Source organism: Dermacoccus nishinomiyaensis (genome assembly GCF_900447535.1).
In the GTDB taxonomy this organism is placed as follows: Bacteria; Actinomycetota; Actinomycetes; order Actinomycetales; family Dermatophilaceae; genus Dermacoccus; species Dermacoccus nishinomiyaensis.
The window spans coordinates 181,135-199,399 of record NZ_UFXX01000002.1 but is presented as its reverse complement, the minus strand read 5'-3'; the positions used below and the strand labels follow the sequence as shown (position 1 = coordinate 199,399).

Genomic DNA, 18,265 nt, shown 5'->3' with positions numbered 1-18,265 from the left:
GTGGTTGACGTGTCGATCGCGCCTCCAGACATCGATTTCGAGCAACTGGCCAAGCAGCTCGCCGACCCCGACCCCCAGGACGTGGGGGAGCGGGCGTGGGTGACGCTCGTGTGGAACGACCCCGTCAACCTCATGAGCTACGTCAGCTTCGTGTTCCAGGACTACTTCGGCTACTCCCGCGAGGAGGCCGAGCGGCTCATGATGCAGGTGCACACCGAGGGCCGCGCCGTCGTCAGCAAGGGCAGCCGCGAGAAGGCCGAGGCCGACACGATCGCCATGCACGGCTACAGCCTGTGGGCGACCTACGAGCAGGAGGGCTGATGGCCGAGGCATTCCGGCGTGACCCGTCCGACGAGCGGCGCATCGTCGGACGTCTCGACGACGTCGAACGCGCCGTCGTCGTCGATCTCATGCACCAGACGAGCGTCCTGCTCTCCGACGGTAGTGACGACGCACCCGACGCGCCGCGCGGCACCGACGAGGACGAGCTGTTCGCGGCGCTCGGACGCTCTATGAGCGCCCGGGAGGCTCCACGCGACCCGGCGCTTCGTCGGCTGCTGCCCGACGGTGTCAAGGACGATGACGGCGCGGCCGCCGAGTTCCGCCGCCTCACCGAGGCCTCCTTGCGCGATCGCAAGCTGCGTAACCTCGCTACGGCGATGACGGCGTTCGAGCGCGCGGGTGCGAACGTCGACCTCGCGCAGACGATGAGCGCCGGCGAACCCCGCGACGTCGTCCTCGACGAGGCCGAGGCGCGCGCGACGATGATGGCGCTGACGGACGTGCGGCTCGTGCTCGCCGAGCGCCTCGGCGTGCGCACCGATGCGGATGCCGACGCACTCGTCGAACAGGTCGAGCGTGGGCAGGTGCCGAGCGACGAGGAACAGCTCATGGCCGCCTACTACGACTTCCTCACCTGGCTCGCCGAATCGGTGACGCTCGCGGTGATGCGCGAGGCCTGAGGCGCAGCGCAACGGCCGTCTACGATGGAGACATCATGAGCGACTCGACTGCCACCTCAGCCCCCACCCCCTCGACGCCCGGCGAGACGAGCCCCGGCGCCGTCCGTCTGCGCGTCGCGCCGTCGCCGACGGGTGACCCGCACGTCGGCACCGCCTACATGGCGATGTTCGACCTTGCGTTCGCGCGTCAGCAGGGCGGAAAGTTCGTCCTGCGCATCGAGGACACCGACCGGGCGCGCTTCCAGGCCGATTCCGAGCAGCAGATCTTCGACACGCTGCACTGGCTCGACCTGAACTGGGACGAGGGCCCCGACGTCGGCGGCCCGTACGCGCCGTACCGTCAGAGTGAGCGGCTCGACACGTACAAGCCGTACGTCGACAAGCTCATCGACGAGGGCAAGGCCTACTACTGCTACTGCACGAGCGAGCGGCTCGCCGAGATGCGCGAGCTCCAGCAGAAGCAGAAGCTGCCGACCGGCTACGACCGCATGTGCTACGGCAAGTCGCGTGAGGAGCGCGCCGCCGAGCCCGGCTTCAGCGAGAACCCCGTCGTGCGCATGTTCATCCCCGACGACGCGCCGCTCGTGTTCGACGACCTCATCCGAGGCGAGGTCAAGGCGCCCCGCCCGGACGATCAGGTCATCATGAAGGCCGACGGTTTCCCGACGTACCACCTCGCCGTCGTCGTCGACGACCACGAGATGGGCATCACGCACGTCGTGCGCGGTGAGGAGTGGATCAGCTCGACGCCGAAGCACATCCTGCTCTACCAGGGCCTCGGCCTCGAGCCGCCGAAGTTCGCGCACATGCCGCTGCTGCGCGATGAGAAGAAGGCGAAGATCTCCAAGCGCAAGAGCCCGTGGGCGCGCCTCACGTGGTTCAAGGAGCAGGGTTACCTGCCGGAGGCGCTGCTCAACTTCCTCGCGCTGCTCGGCTACCCGCCGATCATCGAGGCGGACGGCACCGAGCGCGAGGTGTTCACCTTCGAGGAGTTCAGCGAGAACTTCGAGTGGAGCAAGGTCAACACCGTCGGCCCGATCTTCAACCTCGACAAGCTGAACTGGCTCAACGGTCACTACATCCGCGAGCTCGAGCCTCGCGACTTCGCCGCGCGTATCCTGCCGTTCCTCGTCGCGGACGGCGTGCTGCCGGAGCAGCCGTCGCTGCCGCAGCTGGGTCGCCTCAACCTCGTCGCCGAGCTGATCCAGACTCGCATCAACCTGCTGTCGGAGGCGACGCCGCTCGTCGCACCGTTCTTCACCGACGACGCCGAGCTGCCCATCGCGGACGACGCCCGTGCGCAGCTCAAGGAGACGGCCCCGCAGGTGCTAGACGCCGCCATCGCGGCCCTGGAGCCCATCTCGGGTTCGCTCGGCAAGCCTGACGGCACGGGCATCGAGTGGGTGCACGAGCGCATCGAGGCCGCGTTGCGCGAGGCCGTCGTCGACGGCCTGGGCATCAAGCCGAAGTTCGCCTTCGGCCCGCTGCGCACCGCCGTGTCCGGTCAGCGCATCTCACCGCCGCTGTTCGAGTCGATGGAGATCCTCGGCAAGCACTCGACGATGGAACGCTTGAAGAACCTGCGCGCGAGCCTGTGATCGACCGGGGCGCGCCTGCCTGTCGGCCCTGACGGATGCGTCAGGGCCGGCGCGGCAGGGCGCCGGTCGATTTGTCGTCCCGGGAAACCTCCGGTAAAGTTTTCACTCGGTTCGGGGAACGAACGGAAGGCCTCGCGAGGCGCGCTGTTCGATCACTGCAACCCCCATTGGGGTATGGTGTAATTGGCAACACGGATGATTCTGGTTCATTTGTTCTAGGTTCGAGTCCTGGTACCCCAGCGCAGATCGCTTGTGCAGAAGGTGACGCCCGCGTCACGCGCTCACAGAGTGATTTCGGGAAAACGATGACATGAGTTAAAGTTTTCCTCGCTGCTGAAGGGCCGAAAGGTTGACGAAGCAGGCCATGGCCCCGTTGTGTAGTGGCCTAGCACGCCGCCCTCTCAAGGCGGTAGCGCGGGTTCGAATCCCGTCGGGGCTACATCGAGACAAGAAATCCTCACCGTAGAAATGCGGTGGGGATTTCTTGTTTGCCTTCTCTTTCTGTCGCCGTCTCGGCTCAGACCGACCTTTTTCGGGTCCTGATCATTCGTGCGCTCGAATGCGGGATCCAGGAATCGCCACCGGACGGCCGCAGGTCACGTGCACCTGCCCAAGCACACGACGATGCCCTGCCGCCCCGTCTGGGGCGGCAGGGCATCGTCGTCAGGGGTGGATCAGCGCGTCGTGGGTGGCGCGACGCTTTTCTGCTGCGCGGCGGCGCGCGCGAGCACCTCCGTCAGCTTGTTGGCGCCGGCGACGACCGTTGCGGCGTGCAGCCGCCCGGGCTGACGGGAGACGCGCTCGACGGGGCCGGAGATCGAGACGGCGGCGATGACGCGGCCGCTGGGCGAGCGCACCGGCGCGGAGACTGACGCGACGCCCTGCTCGCGCTCGCTCACCGACTGAGCCCATCCGCGGCGGCGCACGCCGGAGAGCATCGTCGCGGTGAACTTGGAGCCCTGCAGGCCACGGTGCAGACGGTCGGGCTCCTCCCAGGCGAGCAGCACCTGGGCCGCGGAGCCGGCCTGCATCGACAGCGTCGCGCCGACGGGGATGGAATCGCGCAGACCCATCGGGCGATCGGCGGCCGCCACGCAGATGCGCTGGTCGCCCTGGCGGCGGAAGAGCTGGGCGCTCTCGTTCGTGTGGTCGCGCAGCGCGCCGAGGACGGGCCCGGCGGCGGCGAGCAGGCGGTCCTCACCGGCGGCGGAGGCGAGCTCGACGAGTCGGGGGCCGAGGACGAAGCGTCCCTGCATGTCACGGGCCACGAGGCGGTGATGCTCCAGCGCGACCGCGAGGCGGTGGGCGGTCGGGCGAGCGAGGCCGGTGGCTGCGACGAGCTGGGCGAGGGTGGAGGGCCCTGCCTCGAGGGCGGAGAGCACGACTGCAGCCTTGTCGAGGACTCCGACGCCACTTGAATTGTCCATGTACTGATATTGCAGTCTCATGAACCGAGACGCAAGTCCGGTCCGCCGGTAAAAGGGTAACGCTTGTCGCAGAACGGTGTCTCGTGGGTCGGACGACCCGTCGATCGAAGGAGGATGACGTGGGTTCCACGTTGGCCGAGAAGGTGTGGCAGCAGCATGTCGTGCGAAGCGCGGAGGGCGAGCCCGACCTGCTCTACATCGACCTTCACCTGCTCCACGAGGTCACGAGCCCGCAGGCGTTCGACGGGCTGCGGCTCGCGGGGCGCACCGTGCGTCGCACCGACCTCACGCTCGCCACCGAGGACCACAACGTCCCGACGACGCCGGGCCCGATCACCGACCTCGTCAGCCGCACCCAGGTCGAGACGCTGCGCCGCAACTGCGAGGAGTTCGGCATCCGCCTGTTCCCGATGGGCGACGCCGAGCAGGGCATCGTCCACATCATCGGCCCGCAGCTGGGCCTCACCCAGCCCGGCGCGACGATCGTCTGCGGCGACAGCCACACCTCGACGCACGGTGCGTTCGGCGCGCTCGCGTTCGGCATCGGCACGAGCGAGGTCGAGCACGTCCTCGCGACGCAGACGCTGCCGCTCAAGCCGTTCAAGACGATGGCGATCACCCTGGAGGGCGACCTGCCGGACGGCGTCAGCGCGAAGGACATCATCCTCGCCGTCATCGCCGAGATCGGCACCGGCGGCGGCCAGGGCTACGTCCTCGAGTACCGCGGCAAGGCGATCGAAGCGCTGTCGATGGAAGCGCGCATGACGATCTGCAACATGTCGATCGAGGCGGGCGCCCGCGCCGGCATGGTGGCGCCCGACCAGACGACGTTCGACTACCTGGAAGGCCGCCCCCATGCGCCGCAGGGCGCCGAGTGGGATGACGCGGTCGAGGCGTGGAAGCAGCTGCGCACCGACGACGACGCGGTGTTCGACGCCGAGGTCGTCATCGACGCGACGAAGCTCGCGCCGTTCGTCACCTGGGGCACCAACCCGGGCCAGGGCCTGCCGCTGACGGCGGCCGTGCCCGACCCCGAGCAGATGGGCGACGACTCGGAGAAGGATGCCGCCGCGAGCGCCATCGAGTACATGGGGCTGAGCGTCGGTCAGCCGCTCAAGGAGATCGCGATCGACACCGTCTTCCTCGGTTCCTGCACCAATGGGCGTCTCGAGGATCTGCGCGCCGCGGCGGACGTGCTGCGCGGGCGCAAGGTCGCCGACAGCGTGCGCATGCTCGTCGTGCCCGGTTCGGCGAAGGTGCGTCTCGACGCCGAGGCGGAGGGGCTCGACGCCGTCTTCACCGACGCCGGCGCCGAGTGGCGCCTGCCCGGCTGCTCGATGTGCCTCGGCATGAACCCCGATCAGCTCGAGCCGGGGGAGCGCAGCGCGTCGACCTCGAACCGCAACTTCGAAGGGCGCCAGGGCAAGGGCGGACGCACGCACCTCGTCAGCCCACAGGTCGCCGCCGCGACCGCCGTCACCGGCACGCTTGCCTCGCCGGCCGATCTGTGACCCGCTGAGCCATCAGGAGACATCGATGGACAAGTTCACCACCCACACCGGCGTCGGGGTGCCGCTGCGCCGCAGCAACGTCGACACCGACCAGATCATTCCAGCCGTCTACCTCAAGCGCGTCACCCGCACGGGCTTCGAGGACGGGCTGTTCTCCGCATGGCGCAAGGACCCGTCGTTCGTACTCAACACCGAGGCCTACCGCGACGGTTCGGTCCTGGTCGCAGGCCCCGACTTCGGGACGGGCTCCTCGCGCGAGCATGCCGTCTGGGCCCTCATGGACTACGGCTTCCGCGTCGTCATCAGCTCGCGCTTCGCCGACATCTTCCGCGGCAACTCGGGCAAGGCCGGCCTGCTCACCGCGCAGGTCGAGCAGGGCGACGTCGAACTGCTGTGGAAGTACCTCGACAACGAACCGGGCGCGCAGATCACGGTCGACCTGGGCTCGCGCACGATCCACGCGGGGGAGCTCGTCGTGCCGTTCGCTGTCGACGACTACATCCGCTGGCGCCTCATGGAGGGCCTCGACGACATCTCGCTGACGCTGCGTCACGAGGACGACATCGAAGCGTTCGAAGACGCTCGTCCGAGTTGGAAGCCGTCGACGCTCGTCCGATAGGTGAGATCGCGCTGACCGCCGCGCGGGAGGCCTCGCGCTCGTGGCGCGCGTGTGTGAGGTGCGGCGCCCGGGGAGGTGTCTGCGAATCGCTTACGGCCGCAACATGGTCGGCGACCGTCATGCTGATCTATGACGATCGGCCTACGCGTGTTCGGTGCGTGGGCGCCGCACGGCGGACGACGAAGACTTCACCCAATGGACGGGGATGCAACCACTCGGTACCGTTGGCCCACGTCGAGACGCAGGACGGGATCGAGCCGTGACGGACGGACGAAAAGGGGTAGGACGAAAGATGAACAAGGCAGACCTGGTCGATCGCCTCGAGGTGCGCCTCGGCAGCAAGAAGGCCGCACTGGAGGCCGTGGAGGCCGTCGTCGACGTGATCATCCGAGAGGTCGCTGCCGGCAACAAGGTAGGGATCACCGGATTCGGCACGTTCGAGCGCGTCGACCGCGCCGCCCGCACGGGCCGCAACCCGCGCACGGGCGAAGCGGTGCGCATCGGTGCGACCTCCGTGCCCAAGTTCACCCCTGGTACGAACTTCAAGGCCGTCACGGCCGACCCGTCGAAGCTGCCCCGCTCCGGCAACGCCGGTGGTCGCGCGCGCGTCGAGCGCTGAGACGCACCGCGTCGGGCGGCGTCAGCGGATCTGCTGGCCCGTCCCGATGCCCTCGATCCACAACCGGCGGATTCCGCCTGGCCCGTGATCGACATTGAGACGCTGCCCCACGCGCAGGGTGCGCAGGCCGCTGCGCGCGAAGGCGTCGGCGTCGAACGGCAGCACCCGGCCGGCGTCGGTGATGAGCTCACCCGTGAACGTCGCCTCGTCGAAGCGGTGGACGCTGGCCTGCGTGTGATGGGTCATGGCGGCTCCTTCGGCGGCTCGGACCGGTGACGGCGAGGTGCGCGGGTCTCGTACCCTCTCACAGCGATCCCTCCCATGCTGCCAGATGCCCCGGCCTCATGGATCGCAACGCTGCGACGAATGCCCTGGACGTGTCGTGCCACTAGAGTGCGAGACGAACAGGAGGTGCCCATGGCGAAGATCTCGCTCGATGCGGGAGAGCGCAACGCCGTCGTCTCCGTCATCACGAAAGCCGTCGGCCCGGCGGTGGCGCCGTGGCTGCGTGAGACGTGGCGAGGCGCCGAGCACGTTCCCGCCACCGGCGGCGCCGTCATCGCCGCGAACCACCTCAGCTACTCCGACCCGTTCGTCATCGGCCGCTTCCTCCTCTACGGCGCGGGTCGCCTGCCGCACTTCCTCGGCAAGGCCGAGGTCTTCGCCGTCCCCGTCCTCGGGCCGCTGCTGCGCCGCGCCGGGCAGATCCCCGTCCACCGCGGCACCGCACGGGCCAAGGACAGCTTCGTCGAAGCCGTCGACGCCGTCGCGGCCGGCCGCCTCGTCTGCCTGCTGCCGGAGGGCACACTGACGCGGGATCGCGCGTTCTGGCCGATGACGGGCAAGTCCGGCGCCGCGCGCATCGCGCTGACGACGGGCGTCCCGCTCGTCCCCGTCGCGATGTGGGGGCCCGAACGAATCATCCCGCCGACCAGTCGCGCCCGCCACGTCGTGCCGCACCTGCTGACGCGCCGTCATGACGTCACCGTCGTCGCGGGCGAGCCGGTCGACCTCGACGATCTGCGCGGGCGCGACCTCGACACCGAGGTGCTGACGGAGGCCACCAGGCGCCTCATGGCCGCCATCCTCGAGCTGCTGTGCGAGATCCGCGGCGAGCGACCCGGCGCGCCGCCGCTCGACAACCCGCGCACCGTCTCGCGCCCGACCGACGCGCGAGGCTCGCGATGAACGCGCCGACCTGGCCCAGTGGCCTCCGCGCCGACCTGCCTCACAGCGCCGATCTGTCCGACCGCACCGAACTCCACGAAAGGACGAGACGATGACACGCGCCGCAATCATGGGGGCCGGAAGCTGGGGCACGGCGTTCGCCGCCGTCATGGCCGACGCAGGCACCGACGTCACGCTGTGGGCGCGCCGTGCGGAGGCTGCTGACGCGATCAACACCGAGCGCCGCAACGTCGCCTACCTGCCCGAGCTGCAGCTCGACGAGCGCATCAGCGCGACGGCGGACGCCGCGCAGGCGCTCGAGGGCGCCGACCTCGTCGTCCTCGCCGTCCCGTCGCAGTCGCTGCGCGGCAACCTCGAGCAGTGGCGCGACGTGCTGCCGCAGGGCGCGCCGCTCGTGTCGCTCATGAAGGGCATCGAACTCGGCACGCACCTGCGGATGAGCGACGTCATCGCGGAGGTCGCCGGCGTGCCGCTCGCGCAGGTCGCCGTCGTCTCCGGGCCGAACCTCGCGAAGGAGATCGCGCAGAAGCAGCCGGCCGCCGCCGTCGTCGCAGCGCCGCATCACGGGCTGCGCGCCAAGGTGGCAGAGGCCTGCGCCGCCCCGTACTTCCGCCCCTACACGAACGCGGACGTCGTCGGCACGGAGATCGCGGGCGCGGTGAAGAACGTCATCGCGCTCGCCGTCGGCATGGCCCATGGCCTGGGCCTCGGCGAGAACACGACGGCGACGCTCCTGACGCGCGGTCTCGCGGAGACGGCCCGCCTCGGTGCGGCGCTCGGCGCCGACCCGCAGACGTTCCTCGGTCTCGCCGGTGTGGGCGACATGGCCGCGACGTGCAGTTCGCGCCTGTCGCGCAACCATGCCTTCGGGCTGGCCCTCGGCGAGGGGCAGACGCTCGAAGAGGTGACCGCACAGGTCAGCCAGACGGCCGAGGGCGTCAAGTCGTGCCGCTCCATCGTCGAACTCGCACGCAGCGTCGACGTCGACATGCCGATCTGCGACGGCGTGCACGCCATCCTCTACGAAGGGTGGGGCCCGCAGGAGATGGTGCGCGCCCTCATGTCGCGTTCGCGCAAGAGCGAACGCGTCTGACGGCCGGCCAGGCGCGCCCGTTGTTTCGGGCGTCGGCCGGGGCAGCCTGGGCGGGGCAGTCGTGTGACCGGGTCAGTCGGCTGACGCGGCGTGCGCCCGGCGCAGGGCGTCGTCGAGGTCCGTCCACAGATCCTCGACGTCCTCGACCCCGACCGACAGACGCAGCAGGTTCTCCGGAACACTGGCCGGTTCGAGCGCATGTCGACGGCGGCGCTCCAGCATCGACTCGACGCCACCGAGGCTCGTGGCGGGCAACCACACCTCGACGAGCTGTTCGACGGCGCGTGCGGCGTCTGCGTCACCGCGCAGTTCGAGCGCGATCATTGCGCCCGTTCCCGGGTGGCGCACGCGCGCGACGTCGTCGTGCTCGCGCAATCTCGCAGCGAGCGTCGCCGCGTTCGCGCAGGCGCGCTCCCAGCGCAGGTGCAGCGTCCGCATGCCTCGCAGCGCGAGCCACGTCTCCTGCGGGCCGGGGATGGCGCCGCCCAGCGTGCGTGCTGTGAGCAGCCGCGCGGCGAGGTCGGCGTCGTTCGTCACCGCCGCGCCCAGCAGGACGTCGCTGTGGCCCGCGAGGTACTTCGTCACCGAATGCACGACGACGTCGACGCCGTCGTCGAGGGGGCGGCGCCCGAGCGGCGTGTTGAACGTGTTGTCCTCGACGACGAGCGCGCCCGCCGCGTGGGCGCGGCGCGTCACGGCGGCGACGTCGCACGTCTCGAGCATCGGGTTGCTCGGCGACTCGACCCAGACGAGATCGCACCCGGCAGCTAGGGCGGCGTCGAGGGCGCCGTCGTCGGCGAGGTCGACGCGCGTGAGGTGCGCGCGGCCGGCCTCGTGCCAGGTGTCGAGGACGGCGGAGGTGCCGTTGTAGAAGTGTCGCGGCGCGATGACACGGCCGCCGCCGTGCGGCAGGAGGGACAGCGCGGCCGAGATGGCGCCCATGCCGCTGGCAAAGGCGAGCGCGGTCGTCGAGGCGTCACCTTCGAGGGAGGCAAGGGTCGTCTCGAACGCGCTCCACGTCGGGTTGCCGACCCGCGCGTAGTTGAGGTCGGCGCCGGCCACGTAGGTCGAGGTGAGCGTGAGCTCCGGGCTGACGCTCGCGCCCGGCGCGCGGGCAGGGCGTCCACCGCCGACGAGGCGCGTCGCAGCAGCGAGCGGGCGGGCGGGACGATCGGCGTGCGCAACCATGCGAACACCCTGGCACGGCGGCGCCACCGCGCGCCGTGGCGTCCGGCGACTGACCGCGCGGGCGCTATTGTTGGCCGCGATGAGCACTTCGCAGCCCCGCACCCGCGTCGCCGTCGTCTTCGGTGGGCGCTCCTCCGAGCACGCCATCTCGTGCGCCACCGCCGCCGGCGTTCTCGCCGCGATCGACCGTGAGCGCTACGACGTCGTGCCGATCGGCATCAGCAAGGCCGGCCAGTGGGTGCTCATGCCCGACGACCCGTCGGCGCTCGCGATCCAGGGCAAGAAGCTGCCGGAGGTGACGAACGACGCCGGCCGCGAGGTCGTCATCGCGCCGTCGCCCGACCAGCACGACATCCTCGTGCTCGATGCGGGGCAGACCCCGCAGGCACTGACGTCCGTCGACGTCGTCCTGCCGCTGCTGCACGGGCCGTTCGGTGAGGACGGCACCCTGCAGGGCCTGCTCGAACTCGCCGACCTGCGCTACGTCGGCTCGGGCGTCACGGCGTCGGCCGTCATGATGGACAAGCACATGATGAAGATCGTGTTCGAGGCCGCCGGGCTGCCCGTCGGCCCCTACGTCGTCATCACCGACAAGCAGTGGCGCCGCGACAAGGACGCCGCGATGGCCAGCCTCACACCGCTGCGCTACCCCGTCTTCGTCAAACCGGCACGCGCGGGTTCGTCGGTCGGCATCTCGAAGGTCGATTCGCGCGACCAGCTCGAGGCCGCCATCGAACTGGCGCGCGAGAGCGACCCGAAGGTTGTCATCGAGGCCGGCATCGTGGGCCGCGAGGTCGAATGCGGTGTGCTCGAAGGCCACGGCAGCGACCTGCCGCGCGCGTCCGAACTCGGTGAGATCGAGGAGATCGGCGAGCACGCCTTCTACGACTTCGAGGCCAAGTATCTCAACGACGACGGGCTGCGCCTCGCGTGCCCCGCCGATGTCAGCGCCGAGGACACCGCGCGCATCAAGGAGCTGTCGATCAAGGCGTTCGACGCCGCCGGCTGCGAGGGCCTCGCGCGCGTCGACTGGTTCTACACCGCCGACGGCACGCTCTTCCTCAACGAGATCAACACCCTGCCCGGCTTCACGCCCGTGTCGATGTTCCCGGCCGTGTGGCGCGAGAGCGGCCTCGACTACACCGACCTCATCACCGACCTGATCGAGTTGGCGCGCGAGCGCAAGACCGGTCTGCGCTGACGGCAGCCCCGCGTCCGCGGGGTCCCCTGGGGGAGTCCGGGGGGCTTGTGGGTGGTGACGCGGCGACGATGGCCGGGTCGGGGGTGAACCGGAGCCGAACCGAATCGGCGCCGCCTGTCAGGAACAGCGGTGTGGACCCTGAGCGATCTTCTTCGCCGCGGGGGCGAACGCGGCGAGCAGCGTGCCGTCGAGGTTCGCCGACGACGGGACGAGCACCTCGATCGCCGGCTCACGACCGTAGGTGACGTACCGCGTGCCGCCCGAGACCGGGATCTGCACCCAGTCGACGTCGTTCGCGGAGAAGCAGGCGTCGCTCGTCGGGCCGGGTGAGGTGACGCCGCAGCGCGCGATGAGGACGTCGTCAGCGTTCTTGCCCCAGGCGTGGACGGTCGGCGAGTCGGCCGAGTCGGGGTAGGAATCGAGCCCCGAGACCGTCTTCGGCCACGATTTCGCGACAGCCGCGCACTCGGACGATGACGCCTGCGCAGCAGGCTTCGCAGCGACGGGCGAGTCACCGCATGCGGTGAGCGCCAGCGTTGCGGCACCAGCGAGAGTGAGAGCGACGCGTGCTGACATGACCCATAGGCTATCCAACCCTCGTCTGCCCACCCCGCGCCTGCCCGGCCCGCAACCATCCAACTCGCACCGGCGCCCGGGGCTGATCGGGGGACCCAAGATGCTTGGGAGCTGCGATCCCGCCTAACAGAGTTTCAGCTCCCGGGAGCGTGCTTGCGAGCTGCGATCCTGCCTGACGGGGTTTCAGAGCTCTTCACAAATGAGGGTGCAGCTGGGGTCTGAAGCCGCCGGACTCGAGCAGGGATCTGGCGATGTAGTTGGTCAGGTTGCGGAAGCCCAGGGCGGAGCCGCGCCCACCATGACCACACGAGCCGATCAGGCTGCGTGACTACCGACTGTCACCTCTCCGTGCAGCAGTTCCCACCAGCCGCGCCCTCCAGCGGATCGTCAAGTCCCCTGCTGACGGCGACTTCGGCCCCAACTCGATCCGTGCACTCCAGCGCTACCTCAACCGTGGCGTGCTCGCGGGAAAGTTCAAGCTGCCGTGACCACCATCGGCCACGCCGTCGCTGACCACATCTACCGCACCCAGCCCAGCGTCCTCGCCCGCTGCCTGGGCCTCATCTTGTCCGGCTGTCTGGTCCTCGCGTGGGCCGGGCTGCGACTGACCCGATCGATCGGAGCATCATGACCCACCCGCGCACTCAAGGCTGACGCGAAGAACCGCGCCGCCCGCACCCTCCTGCAAGGCCTCGCCATTGACGTCCTCATCGCCGTCGGCACCGCCCTGGCCATGTGGTTGCCTGATGCCACCCTCACCGCCGGCGAGTCGTGGCTCGTGCTCGGCGTGTCCGTCGGCAAGACCGCCCTGACCGTCCTCGCGTCATGGCTCATGCGGCTCAAGATCGACGGGTCTGCGCTGCCCGCCCCGCTCCCGCCGGCCGACCCGGGTGAGCCCGACGACGACACCGCCTGATTCCATCCGGTGCTGCACCAACAGCCCCCTTCGCTCGCCTCTTACGAGGTGGCCAAGGGGGGCTGTCTTGTCATTCGGGGTTGCGACTCAGGTCAACTGAGCACTCTCGCCGGAGACTGTTGCCGAGCGCGAGCGCGCGCCGATCTGGGCGCTGGTCGCCGGGCCTCGGGTACCGTTGCGTCGCTCGAAGGTCAATGTTTGCGCGGCTTGTGAGCCGGCGCCGTCAGGATCGACTATGACTGAGCGTTGGGTCCAGTAGGTGACGTCGTTGCAGTAGTCCTGGCTCTGCGTGAAGGACGCACGGACATGGAAGCCACCCAAATACAGGCGGCCGTCGGATTTGACGTCGGCGGCGAGGATCGGGCAGGTGTATTTCCACGTGTAAGGCGTGTAGTCCAAGCCGTCCGACTTCGTCTGCGCCACACCGCGGGTGGGGCCGGACCAGCAGGTGGAGTGACCACTCAGGTTCGCCCAGGTGGCGCTCTGCTTTCCGATGATCCAGTAGATCAGGGCCGCGTCGGCCACGGTCGACTCCGGGGTGATGTCGTAGAGGTAAAGGCCGTAGGGTGCGCCGTCGGGGGTGGCGCCGGTCGCCGTTGAGTCGACTTCGAGCGTCCACCTGCAGCTGCCGCTGGACCTTGCCGTGTTTGCGACCCACCCGTTCACGCCTGGGTCCTTACGGACCGGGACAGACGCCGCCAAGCTGGGTGCAGCTGCTGCGATAGTAACGGCGGGTACCGCCCAAGCGGCCCCCTTTGCAATGGTCCGTCGGTCTAAGGCCCCGCTGCGCTCAGTCATGAAATTCCCCCGTCTAGTAAAGGATTGAGTAGGTCTTTACGTTAGGCAGCATAGGGGGCCTGTGCTATCCCAGGCAAGACGACCCATCGCCGAATGATGACTGGCTCTTCACAGATGAGGGTGTAGTTGAGGTCTGAATCCGCCGGACTCGAGCAGGGATCTGGCGATGTAGTTGGTCAGGTTGCGGAAGCCCAGGGCCGAGCCGCGCAGGTGCTCCAGGCGTCCGTTGATCGCCTCTGTGGGGCCATTGCTGGTGCCAGGCCGCTCGAAGTAGGTCAGCACGTCGGTGGCGCGAGCCTTCAGGGTCCGACCGAGCTTGCGCAACTCGTCCAGCCCGGCGGGGACGTCTTGGCTGACGGCTTCGATGAGCGCCTCCATCGCCGCGCGGCCGAGGGATCGGTCCTTCTCGCGGTAGGCCGCGATCATCCGCTGGTAGATCCCCCAGGTCGCCTCGACGGGCACGTGCTCCTCGAGCACGAACAGCTCCTGCAGGCGGGTCTGCTGCTTGTCGGTGAGCAGGCCCGCGCCGGTGTGCAACGTTCTACGCGCACGGTAGAGCGGGTCGTCTTTGCGGCCGCGGTGCCCGTGCAGTTCCTGCTGGACTCGGCGTCGGCACTGGTCGAGGGCATCACCGGCAAGGCGCACGACGTGGAAGGGATCCATCACCGCAGCCGCGTCGGGCAGTTCCTCGGCGGTGGCGCTCTTGAACCCGGTGAAGCCATCCATCGCGACGACTTCGATGGCCTCACGCCATGCCTGAGGGCGAGCGGCGAGCCACTCCTTGAAGACTCGCTTGGAGCGGCCCTCGACCATGTCCAGCAGTCGTGCTGGGCCGCTGCGGTCGCGGATCGGGGTCAGGTCGATGATCGCGGTCACGTATTTGTCGCCTTTGCGTGTGTGCCGCCAGACGTGGCCGCAGCCGGTGCACCGGTAGCGGCGGACCGTGACCTTCAACGTCGTCGGACGCCACCCCAACGGCTCGTGGGCCAGCCGGCGGACAACCGTGCCGCGCGCGGTTCCTTCACAGCCACAGCGTCGGCACCAGCGGTCGGGTTCGACGACTCGACAGGCCAGGACCGCACCGGCGGGCTCGAGGCGCTGACCGGTGGCCTCAAGGCCGAGCTCATTCAAGCGGCAGAACATGGTCAGGTCAGGGTCGGTGAAGGTAGCGTCAGGCACGTCGAGGTCTTCCAGATGGGCAGTGTGAGAACTTCCATCATCGGAAGGCCTCGACGCCTACCCGGGCAGCGCCACGCCGTTCGATCCTTGACTACGCGCTACACCCTCATCTGTGAAGAGCCGGTTTCAGCTTCGAAGATCTCCATGTGCTGCGCGGGGTGCTCGCGCCGTCGTCAGGATGCAGCGGCTGATTGAATGGCGTGGTGACCGACCTCGCGACCCCCTCGTGGCTCAGACCGACCTGGACACCGCGGGTCGGCGGCGACGCGGCGACCGTCGCCGACGTCGGGGAGGCCTGCGTGCTCGCGGCGATCACCCCCCACCTCGCGGCGGCCGACGCCGAGATCGGGCCCGGTGACGACGCGGCCGTCCTGCCCCTCGCGACGGGCCGTACCGTCGTCACGACCGACTCGATGGTGCTCGATCTCGACTGGCGCGACGACTGGTCGAGCGCCCACGACGTCGGGGTCAAGGTGATCGCCCAGAACCTCGCCGACGTCGTCGCGATGGGCGCGCGGCCCACCGGCGTCGTCGTGGCGCTCGCGACGGAGGAGCGCACGCGTGTCGACTGGCTCGTCGAGCTCACCGACGGCATGGCTGACGAACTGCGTCGCGCGGGTTGCGGATCCCTCGGCGGCGACCTGTCGGGCGCGCCCGCAGGCACCGCCGTCATCACCGTCACCGCGCTCGGCGAACTCGCCCCCGGCGCGCCGGCGCTGACACGCTCCGCCGCCCGGCCCGGCCAGGTGGTCGTGGTCTCCGACCGGCTGGGACGCTCGCAAGCCGGTCTGCTCGTTCTCAGCGGCGAGGTGGCCTGGCCGCCACGAGATGCGGGGGCGACGGCCCGTCGTGATCCCGGCCCGTCCGTCGCTGACGAATTTCCCTACGCAGACGCAGACGCGAACCAAGCGCTCCGCACATGCGCAGACGATCGCCAAGCGCCCCCCACAGACGGCGAGGCCGCGTCCCGCGCAGCCGTGGGTGCAGGGCCCCCCGCAGCCGCGAACGGGGCGGCCGAAGCCGTCGCACGCGAGTGTGTGACGTTCCATCGCGCACCCCGGCCGCGTTATGCAGGCGACGAGGCCGTGAGCGCGGGGATCGGCGTCGCGATGGACGTCTCCGACGGGTTGGGGCGGGACGCGGCGCGTCTGGCCGCGGCGTCCGGCGTCGGCATCGAACTCGATCGCGCCGCGCTGGAACGCATGGCGGCGCCGCTGCGGCCGCTGCTGGGGAATCGAGCGCTCGACTGCGTCCTCGCGAGCGGCGAGGAGCACGCGCTGCTCGGCACCTGCGACGCCGACGCGGTGCCGCCGGGCTGGCACGTCATCGGTCGCGTCGTCGCACCCGCAGCAAGCACGTCCGGCCGGCGGGCCGCGGTGACGCTCGACAGCGTCGACGTCGTCGAACGCGGCTGGTCGCACTACGAACGGGCGCGCCCCCCGTCGTCCGACTGACGGCGTTGGCTCGTCACGCGGGCGCCGTGCGCCGGCCGTCCGGGTCGAGGGCCCCATGCCGCTCCAGCACCTCAGCGCCGGCGCAGCGCGCGTGCCGTAGCCGCGAGACGCCACCCGGGCGCGGCGCCGAACATTGCAAACGGGTCTCGATTCCGAGTGTGAGCCCCTTCACCATGGCGCGCGGTGCGAGTCTGGCGTTACCGTCGGGGGTCACTTTCCTCCACGACTGTCCGGGAGCCAGCCTTGCTGCCTATGGATTCCTCAGCTCTGCGCCTCGACGCAGGGCCGGTCGACTACGTGCTCATCGCGTTGTACTTCGTGTTCGTGCTCGGCATCGGCCTGTTGGCCCGCCGACAGGTGAGCTCCAGCATCGACTTCTTCATGTCCGGCCGATCCCTGCCCGCCTGGGTCACCGGCCTCGCCTTCATCTCCGCGAACCTCGGTGCGGTGGAGATCATGGGCATGTCCGCGTCGGGCGCCAAGATGGGCATGCCAACGTTCCACTACTACTGGATCGGCGCGATCCCGGCGATGTTGTTCCTCGCCATCGTCATGATGCCGTTCTACTATGGCTCGGGCGTGCGCTCGGTGCCTGAGTTCATGAAGCGTCGCTTCGGCACGGGCGCCCACCTCGTCAACGCGATCTCGTTCGCGCTCGCGCAGGTGCTCATCGCCGGCGTCAACCTGTTCCTGCTCGCCAAGATCGTCAACATGCTGCTCGGCTGGGACATGACGGTCTCGACGATCGTCGCCGCTGTCATCGTCCTCAGCTACATCACCCTCGGTGGCCTCTCGGCCGCGATCTACAACGAGGTGCTGCAGTTCTTCGTCATCGTGGCGGCGCTGCTGCCGTTGACGCTCGCCGCCCTGCACAAGGTCGGCGGTTGGGACGGGCTGCAGGCCAAGATGAAGGCCGCGGGCACGGACGGCGAGCTGTCGTCGTGGCCGGGCAACTCGCTGACCGGCTTCACCGATTCGGTGTGGTCCGTCATCGGCATCGTCTTCGGTCTCGGCTTCGTGCTGTCGTTCGGTTACTGGACGACGAACTTCGTCGAGGTGCAGCGCGTCATGGCCTCGAAGGACATGAACTCCGCGCGTCGCGCGCCGATCATCGGCACGTTCCCGAAGATGTTCATCCCGTTCATCATCATCATCCCGGGCATCATCGCCGGCGCGCTCGTGCCGGAGATCGCGAAGGCGAAGGCCAGCGGCGGCAACCCGGACTACAACAACTCCCTGCTGTACCTCATGAGCGACCTGCTGCCGAACGGTCTTCTCGGTGTGGCCATCGCGGGCATGCTCGCCGCGTTCATGGCCGGCATGGCCGCGAACATCTCGGCGTTCAACACGGTGTTCAGCTACGACATCTGGCAGGAGTACGTCGTCAAGGATCGTGACGACGCGTACTACATCAAGATCGGCCGCATCATGACAGTCGTCGCGACGATCATCGCGATCGGCACGTCCCTCCTGGCGCGAAGCTACTCGAACGCGATGGACTACCTGCAGACGCTGTTCGGCTTCTTCAACGCGCCGCTGTTCGCGACGTTCATCCTCGGCATGTTCTGGAAGCGCATGACGCCGACGGCCGGCTGGGCCGGCCTCGTCTCCGGTACGGTCGGCGCGCTCGTCGTCGCCATCCTGTCGGAGAACGCGCTCGGCGATCTGTCGCAGGACGTCATCCACATCGGTGGTCAGGGCGCGTCGTTCGTCGCGGCCGGTACGGCGTTCGTCGTCGACATCGTCGTAAGCGTCATCGTCAGTCTCATGACGCAGCCGAAACCGGCGGAGAGCCTGCGCGGTCTCGTCTACAGCGAGACGCCGAAGGAGGACTTCGAGGAAGACACGAACACGTCGTTCTTCAAGTCGCCGACGAAGCTCGCGGGCCTGTCGCTGCTGCTCGTCATCATCCTCAACGTCGTCTTCCACTAAGGGG

The 18,265-nt window shown here is 69.1% G+C and carries 18 protein-coding genes and 2 tRNA genes; 14 read left to right on the top strand and 6 right to left on the bottom strand.

The window, feature by feature from the left end; translation table 11 throughout:
* From clpS to DYE07_RS12745, 5 genes are all read left to right on the top strand, one after another.
* Entirely contained in the window at positions 1 to 321 is a 321-nt protein-coding gene (clpS, locus tag DYE07_RS12765; protein WP_006947542.1) for an ATP-dependent Clp protease adapter ClpS, read from the top strand.
* Entirely contained in the window at positions 321 to 962 is a 642-nt protein-coding gene (locus DYE07_RS12760) for a DUF2017 domain-containing protein (RefSeq protein ID WP_074041187.1), read from the top strand. The genes clpS and DYE07_RS12760 overlap by 1 nt, the downstream gene beginning before the upstream one ends.
* Positions 963 to 997: 35 nt before the next feature.
* Positions 998 to 2,560, top strand: coding sequence for a glutamate--tRNA ligase (gene gltX, locus DYE07_RS12755; protein WP_062257662.1), 1,563 nt, complete (start codon positions 998 to 1,000; stop codon positions 2,558 to 2,560).
* Positions 2,561 to 2,728: 168 nt separating this feature from the next.
* Positions 2,729 to 2,800, top strand: a tRNA-Gln gene (locus tag DYE07_RS12750).
* Between the two features lie 126 nt (positions 2,801 to 2,926).
* Positions 2,927 to 2,999: transfer RNA gene (locus DYE07_RS12745), tRNA-Glu, on the top strand.
* 235 nt (positions 3,000 to 3,234) lie between these two features.
* Here the strand turns inward: DYE07_RS12745 and DYE07_RS12740 are convergent.
* Positions 3,235 to 3,987, bottom strand: a complete 753-nt coding sequence (locus DYE07_RS12740) for an IclR family transcriptional regulator (protein ID WP_038568870.1) — start codon at positions 3,985 to 3,987, stop codon at positions 3,235 to 3,237.
* 119 nt (positions 3,988 to 4,106) lie between these two features.
* Here DYE07_RS12740 and leuC point away from each other — a divergent pair, with 119 nt between their 5' ends.
* The 3 genes from leuC to DYE07_RS12725 all read left to right on the top strand — a co-directional run bounded on the left by leuC (position 4,107) and on the right by DYE07_RS12725 (position 6,736).
* The gene (gene leuC, locus DYE07_RS12735; protein ID WP_006947513.1) at positions 4,107 to 5,498 is read left to right on the top strand and encodes a 3-isopropylmalate dehydratase large subunit; all 1,392 of its coding nucleotides are present in this window, start codon (positions 4,107 to 4,109) and stop codon (positions 5,496 to 5,498) included.
* 25 nt (positions 5,499 to 5,523) lie between these two features.
* The gene (leuD, locus tag DYE07_RS12730) at positions 5,524 to 6,117 is read left to right on the top strand and encodes a 3-isopropylmalate dehydratase small subunit (RefSeq protein ID WP_038568866.1); all 594 of its coding nucleotides are present in this window, start codon (positions 5,524 to 5,526) and stop codon (positions 6,115 to 6,117) included.
* Between the two features lie 292 nt (positions 6,118 to 6,409).
* Positions 6,410 to 6,736: an HU family DNA-binding protein gene (locus tag DYE07_RS12725; RefSeq protein WP_038568864.1), complete on the top strand. Its 327-nt coding sequence runs from the start codon at positions 6,410 to 6,412 to the stop codon at positions 6,734 to 6,736.
* Between the two features lie 21 nt (positions 6,737 to 6,757).
* Here DYE07_RS12725 and DYE07_RS12720 read toward each other — a convergent pair whose 3' ends face one another.
* The gene (locus tag DYE07_RS12720; RefSeq protein WP_115297210.1) at positions 6,758 to 6,982 is read right to left on the bottom strand and encodes a cold-shock protein; all 225 of its coding nucleotides are present in this window, start codon (positions 6,980 to 6,982) and stop codon (positions 6,758 to 6,760) included.
* 171 nt (positions 6,983 to 7,153) lie between these two features.
* Between DYE07_RS12720 and DYE07_RS12715 the strand changes: the two genes are divergently transcribed.
* Positions 7,154 to 7,924, top strand: a complete 771-nt coding sequence (locus tag DYE07_RS12715) for a lysophospholipid acyltransferase family protein (RefSeq protein WP_115297209.1) — start codon at positions 7,154 to 7,156, stop codon at positions 7,922 to 7,924.
* Between the two features lie 91 nt (positions 7,925 to 8,015).
* Positions 8,016 to 9,017, top strand: a complete 1,002-nt coding sequence (locus DYE07_RS12710; protein WP_074045540.1) for an NAD(P)H-dependent glycerol-3-phosphate dehydrogenase — start codon at positions 8,016 to 8,018, stop codon at positions 9,015 to 9,017.
* 72 nt (positions 9,018 to 9,089) lie between these two features.
* Here DYE07_RS12710 and DYE07_RS12705 read toward each other — a convergent pair whose 3' ends face one another.
* Positions 9,090 to 10,205: a trans-sulfuration enzyme family protein gene (locus DYE07_RS12705; protein ID WP_170957148.1), complete on the bottom strand. Its 1,116-nt coding sequence runs from the start codon at positions 10,203 to 10,205 to the stop codon at positions 9,090 to 9,092.
* Positions 10,206 to 10,284: 79 nt separating this feature from the next.
* Here DYE07_RS12705 and DYE07_RS12700 point away from each other — a divergent pair, with 79 nt between their 5' ends.
* A complete protein-coding gene (locus DYE07_RS12700; RefSeq protein WP_074045542.1) occupies positions 10,285 to 11,406 on the top strand; it encodes a D-alanine--D-alanine ligase family protein in 1,122 nt (373 codons plus the stop codon).
* A gap of 117 nt (positions 11,407 to 11,523) precedes the next feature.
* On the opposite strand, the gene DYE07_RS12695 is transcribed toward DYE07_RS12700, so the two are convergent.
* Complete coding sequence (locus DYE07_RS12695) at positions 11,524 to 11,982, bottom strand: DUF3515 family protein (RefSeq protein WP_006947505.1); 459 nt, start codon at positions 11,980 to 11,982, stop codon at positions 11,524 to 11,526.
* Positions 11,983 to 12,715: 733 nt separating this feature from the next.
* On the opposite strand from DYE07_RS12695, the gene DYE07_RS12690 reads away from it, so the two are divergent.
* Positions 12,716 to 12,898: a hypothetical protein gene (locus DYE07_RS12690; RefSeq protein WP_074045544.1), complete on the top strand. Its 183-nt coding sequence runs from the start codon at positions 12,716 to 12,718 to the stop codon at positions 12,896 to 12,898.
* 87 nt (positions 12,899 to 12,985) lie between these two features.
* Here the strand turns inward: DYE07_RS12690 and DYE07_RS12685 are convergent, their stop codons facing one another.
* The gene (locus DYE07_RS12685; protein ID WP_074045545.1) at positions 12,986 to 13,564 is read right to left on the bottom strand and encodes a hypothetical protein; all 579 of its coding nucleotides are present in this window, start codon (positions 13,562 to 13,564) and stop codon (positions 12,986 to 12,988) included.
* A 240-nt stretch (positions 13,565 to 13,804) separates the two neighbouring features.
* Complete coding sequence (locus DYE07_RS12680) at positions 13,805 to 14,875, bottom strand: ISL3 family transposase (RefSeq protein ID WP_074045546.1); 1,071 nt, start codon at positions 14,873 to 14,875, stop codon at positions 13,805 to 13,807.
* A gap of 203 nt (positions 14,876 to 15,078) precedes the next feature.
* On the opposite strand from DYE07_RS12680, the gene DYE07_RS12675 reads away from it, so the two are divergent.
* Positions 15,079 to 16,329, top strand: coding sequence for a thiamine-phosphate kinase (locus tag DYE07_RS12675; protein WP_083607197.1), 1,251 nt, complete (start codon positions 15,079 to 15,081; stop codon positions 16,327 to 16,329).
* Between the two features lie 252 nt (positions 16,330 to 16,581).
* Positions 16,582 to 18,261, top strand: a complete 1,680-nt coding sequence (locus DYE07_RS12670) for a sodium:solute symporter family protein (RefSeq protein ID WP_074045547.1) — start codon at positions 16,582 to 16,584, stop codon at positions 18,259 to 18,261.
* The last annotated feature ends 4 nt before the right edge of the window (positions 18,262 to 18,265 follow it).

Coding starts and splice junctions, on each gene's coding strand:
- DYE07_RS12690 (WP_074045544.1), top strand. CDS start 12,716: ATGTGGTTGCCTGATGCCACCCTCACCGCCGGCGAGTCGTGGCTCGTG.
- DYE07_RS12715 (WP_115297209.1), top strand. CDS start 7,154: ATGGCGAAGATCTCGCTCGATGCGGGAGAGCGCAACGCCGTCGTCTCC.
- leuD (WP_038568866.1), top strand. CDS start 5,524: ATGGACAAGTTCACCACCCACACCGGCGTCGGGGTGCCGCTGCGCCGC.
- DYE07_RS12695 (WP_006947505.1), bottom strand. CDS start 11,982: ATGTCAGCACGCGTCGCTCTCACTCTCGCTGGTGCCGCAACGCTGGCG.
- DYE07_RS12740 (WP_038568870.1), bottom strand. CDS start 3,987: ATGGACAATTCAAGTGGCGTCGGAGTCCTCGACAAGGCTGCAGTCGTG.
- DYE07_RS12725 (WP_038568864.1), top strand. CDS start 6,410: ATGAACAAGGCAGACCTGGTCGATCGCCTCGAGGTGCGCCTCGGCAGC.
- DYE07_RS12700 (WP_074045542.1), top strand. CDS start 10,285: ATGAGCACTTCGCAGCCCCGCACCCGCGTCGCCGTCGTCTTCGGTGGG.
- DYE07_RS12670 (WP_074045547.1), top strand. CDS start 16,582: ATGGATTCCTCAGCTCTGCGCCTCGACGCAGGGCCGGTCGACTACGTG.
- gltX (WP_062257662.1), top strand. CDS start 998: ATGAGCGACTCGACTGCCACCTCAGCCCCCACCCCCTCGACGCCCGGC.
- DYE07_RS12710 (WP_074045540.1), top strand. CDS start 8,016: ATGACACGCGCCGCAATCATGGGGGCCGGAAGCTGGGGCACGGCGTTC.
- DYE07_RS12720 (WP_115297210.1), bottom strand. CDS start 6,982: ATGACCCATCACACGCAGGCCAGCGTCCACCGCTTCGACGAGGCGACG.
- DYE07_RS12760 (WP_074041187.1), top strand. CDS start 321: ATGGCCGAGGCATTCCGGCGTGACCCGTCCGACGAGCGGCGCATCGTC.
- DYE07_RS12705 (WP_170957148.1), bottom strand. CDS start 10,205: ATGGTTGCGCACGCCGATCGTCCCGCCCGCCCGCTCGCTGCTGCGACG.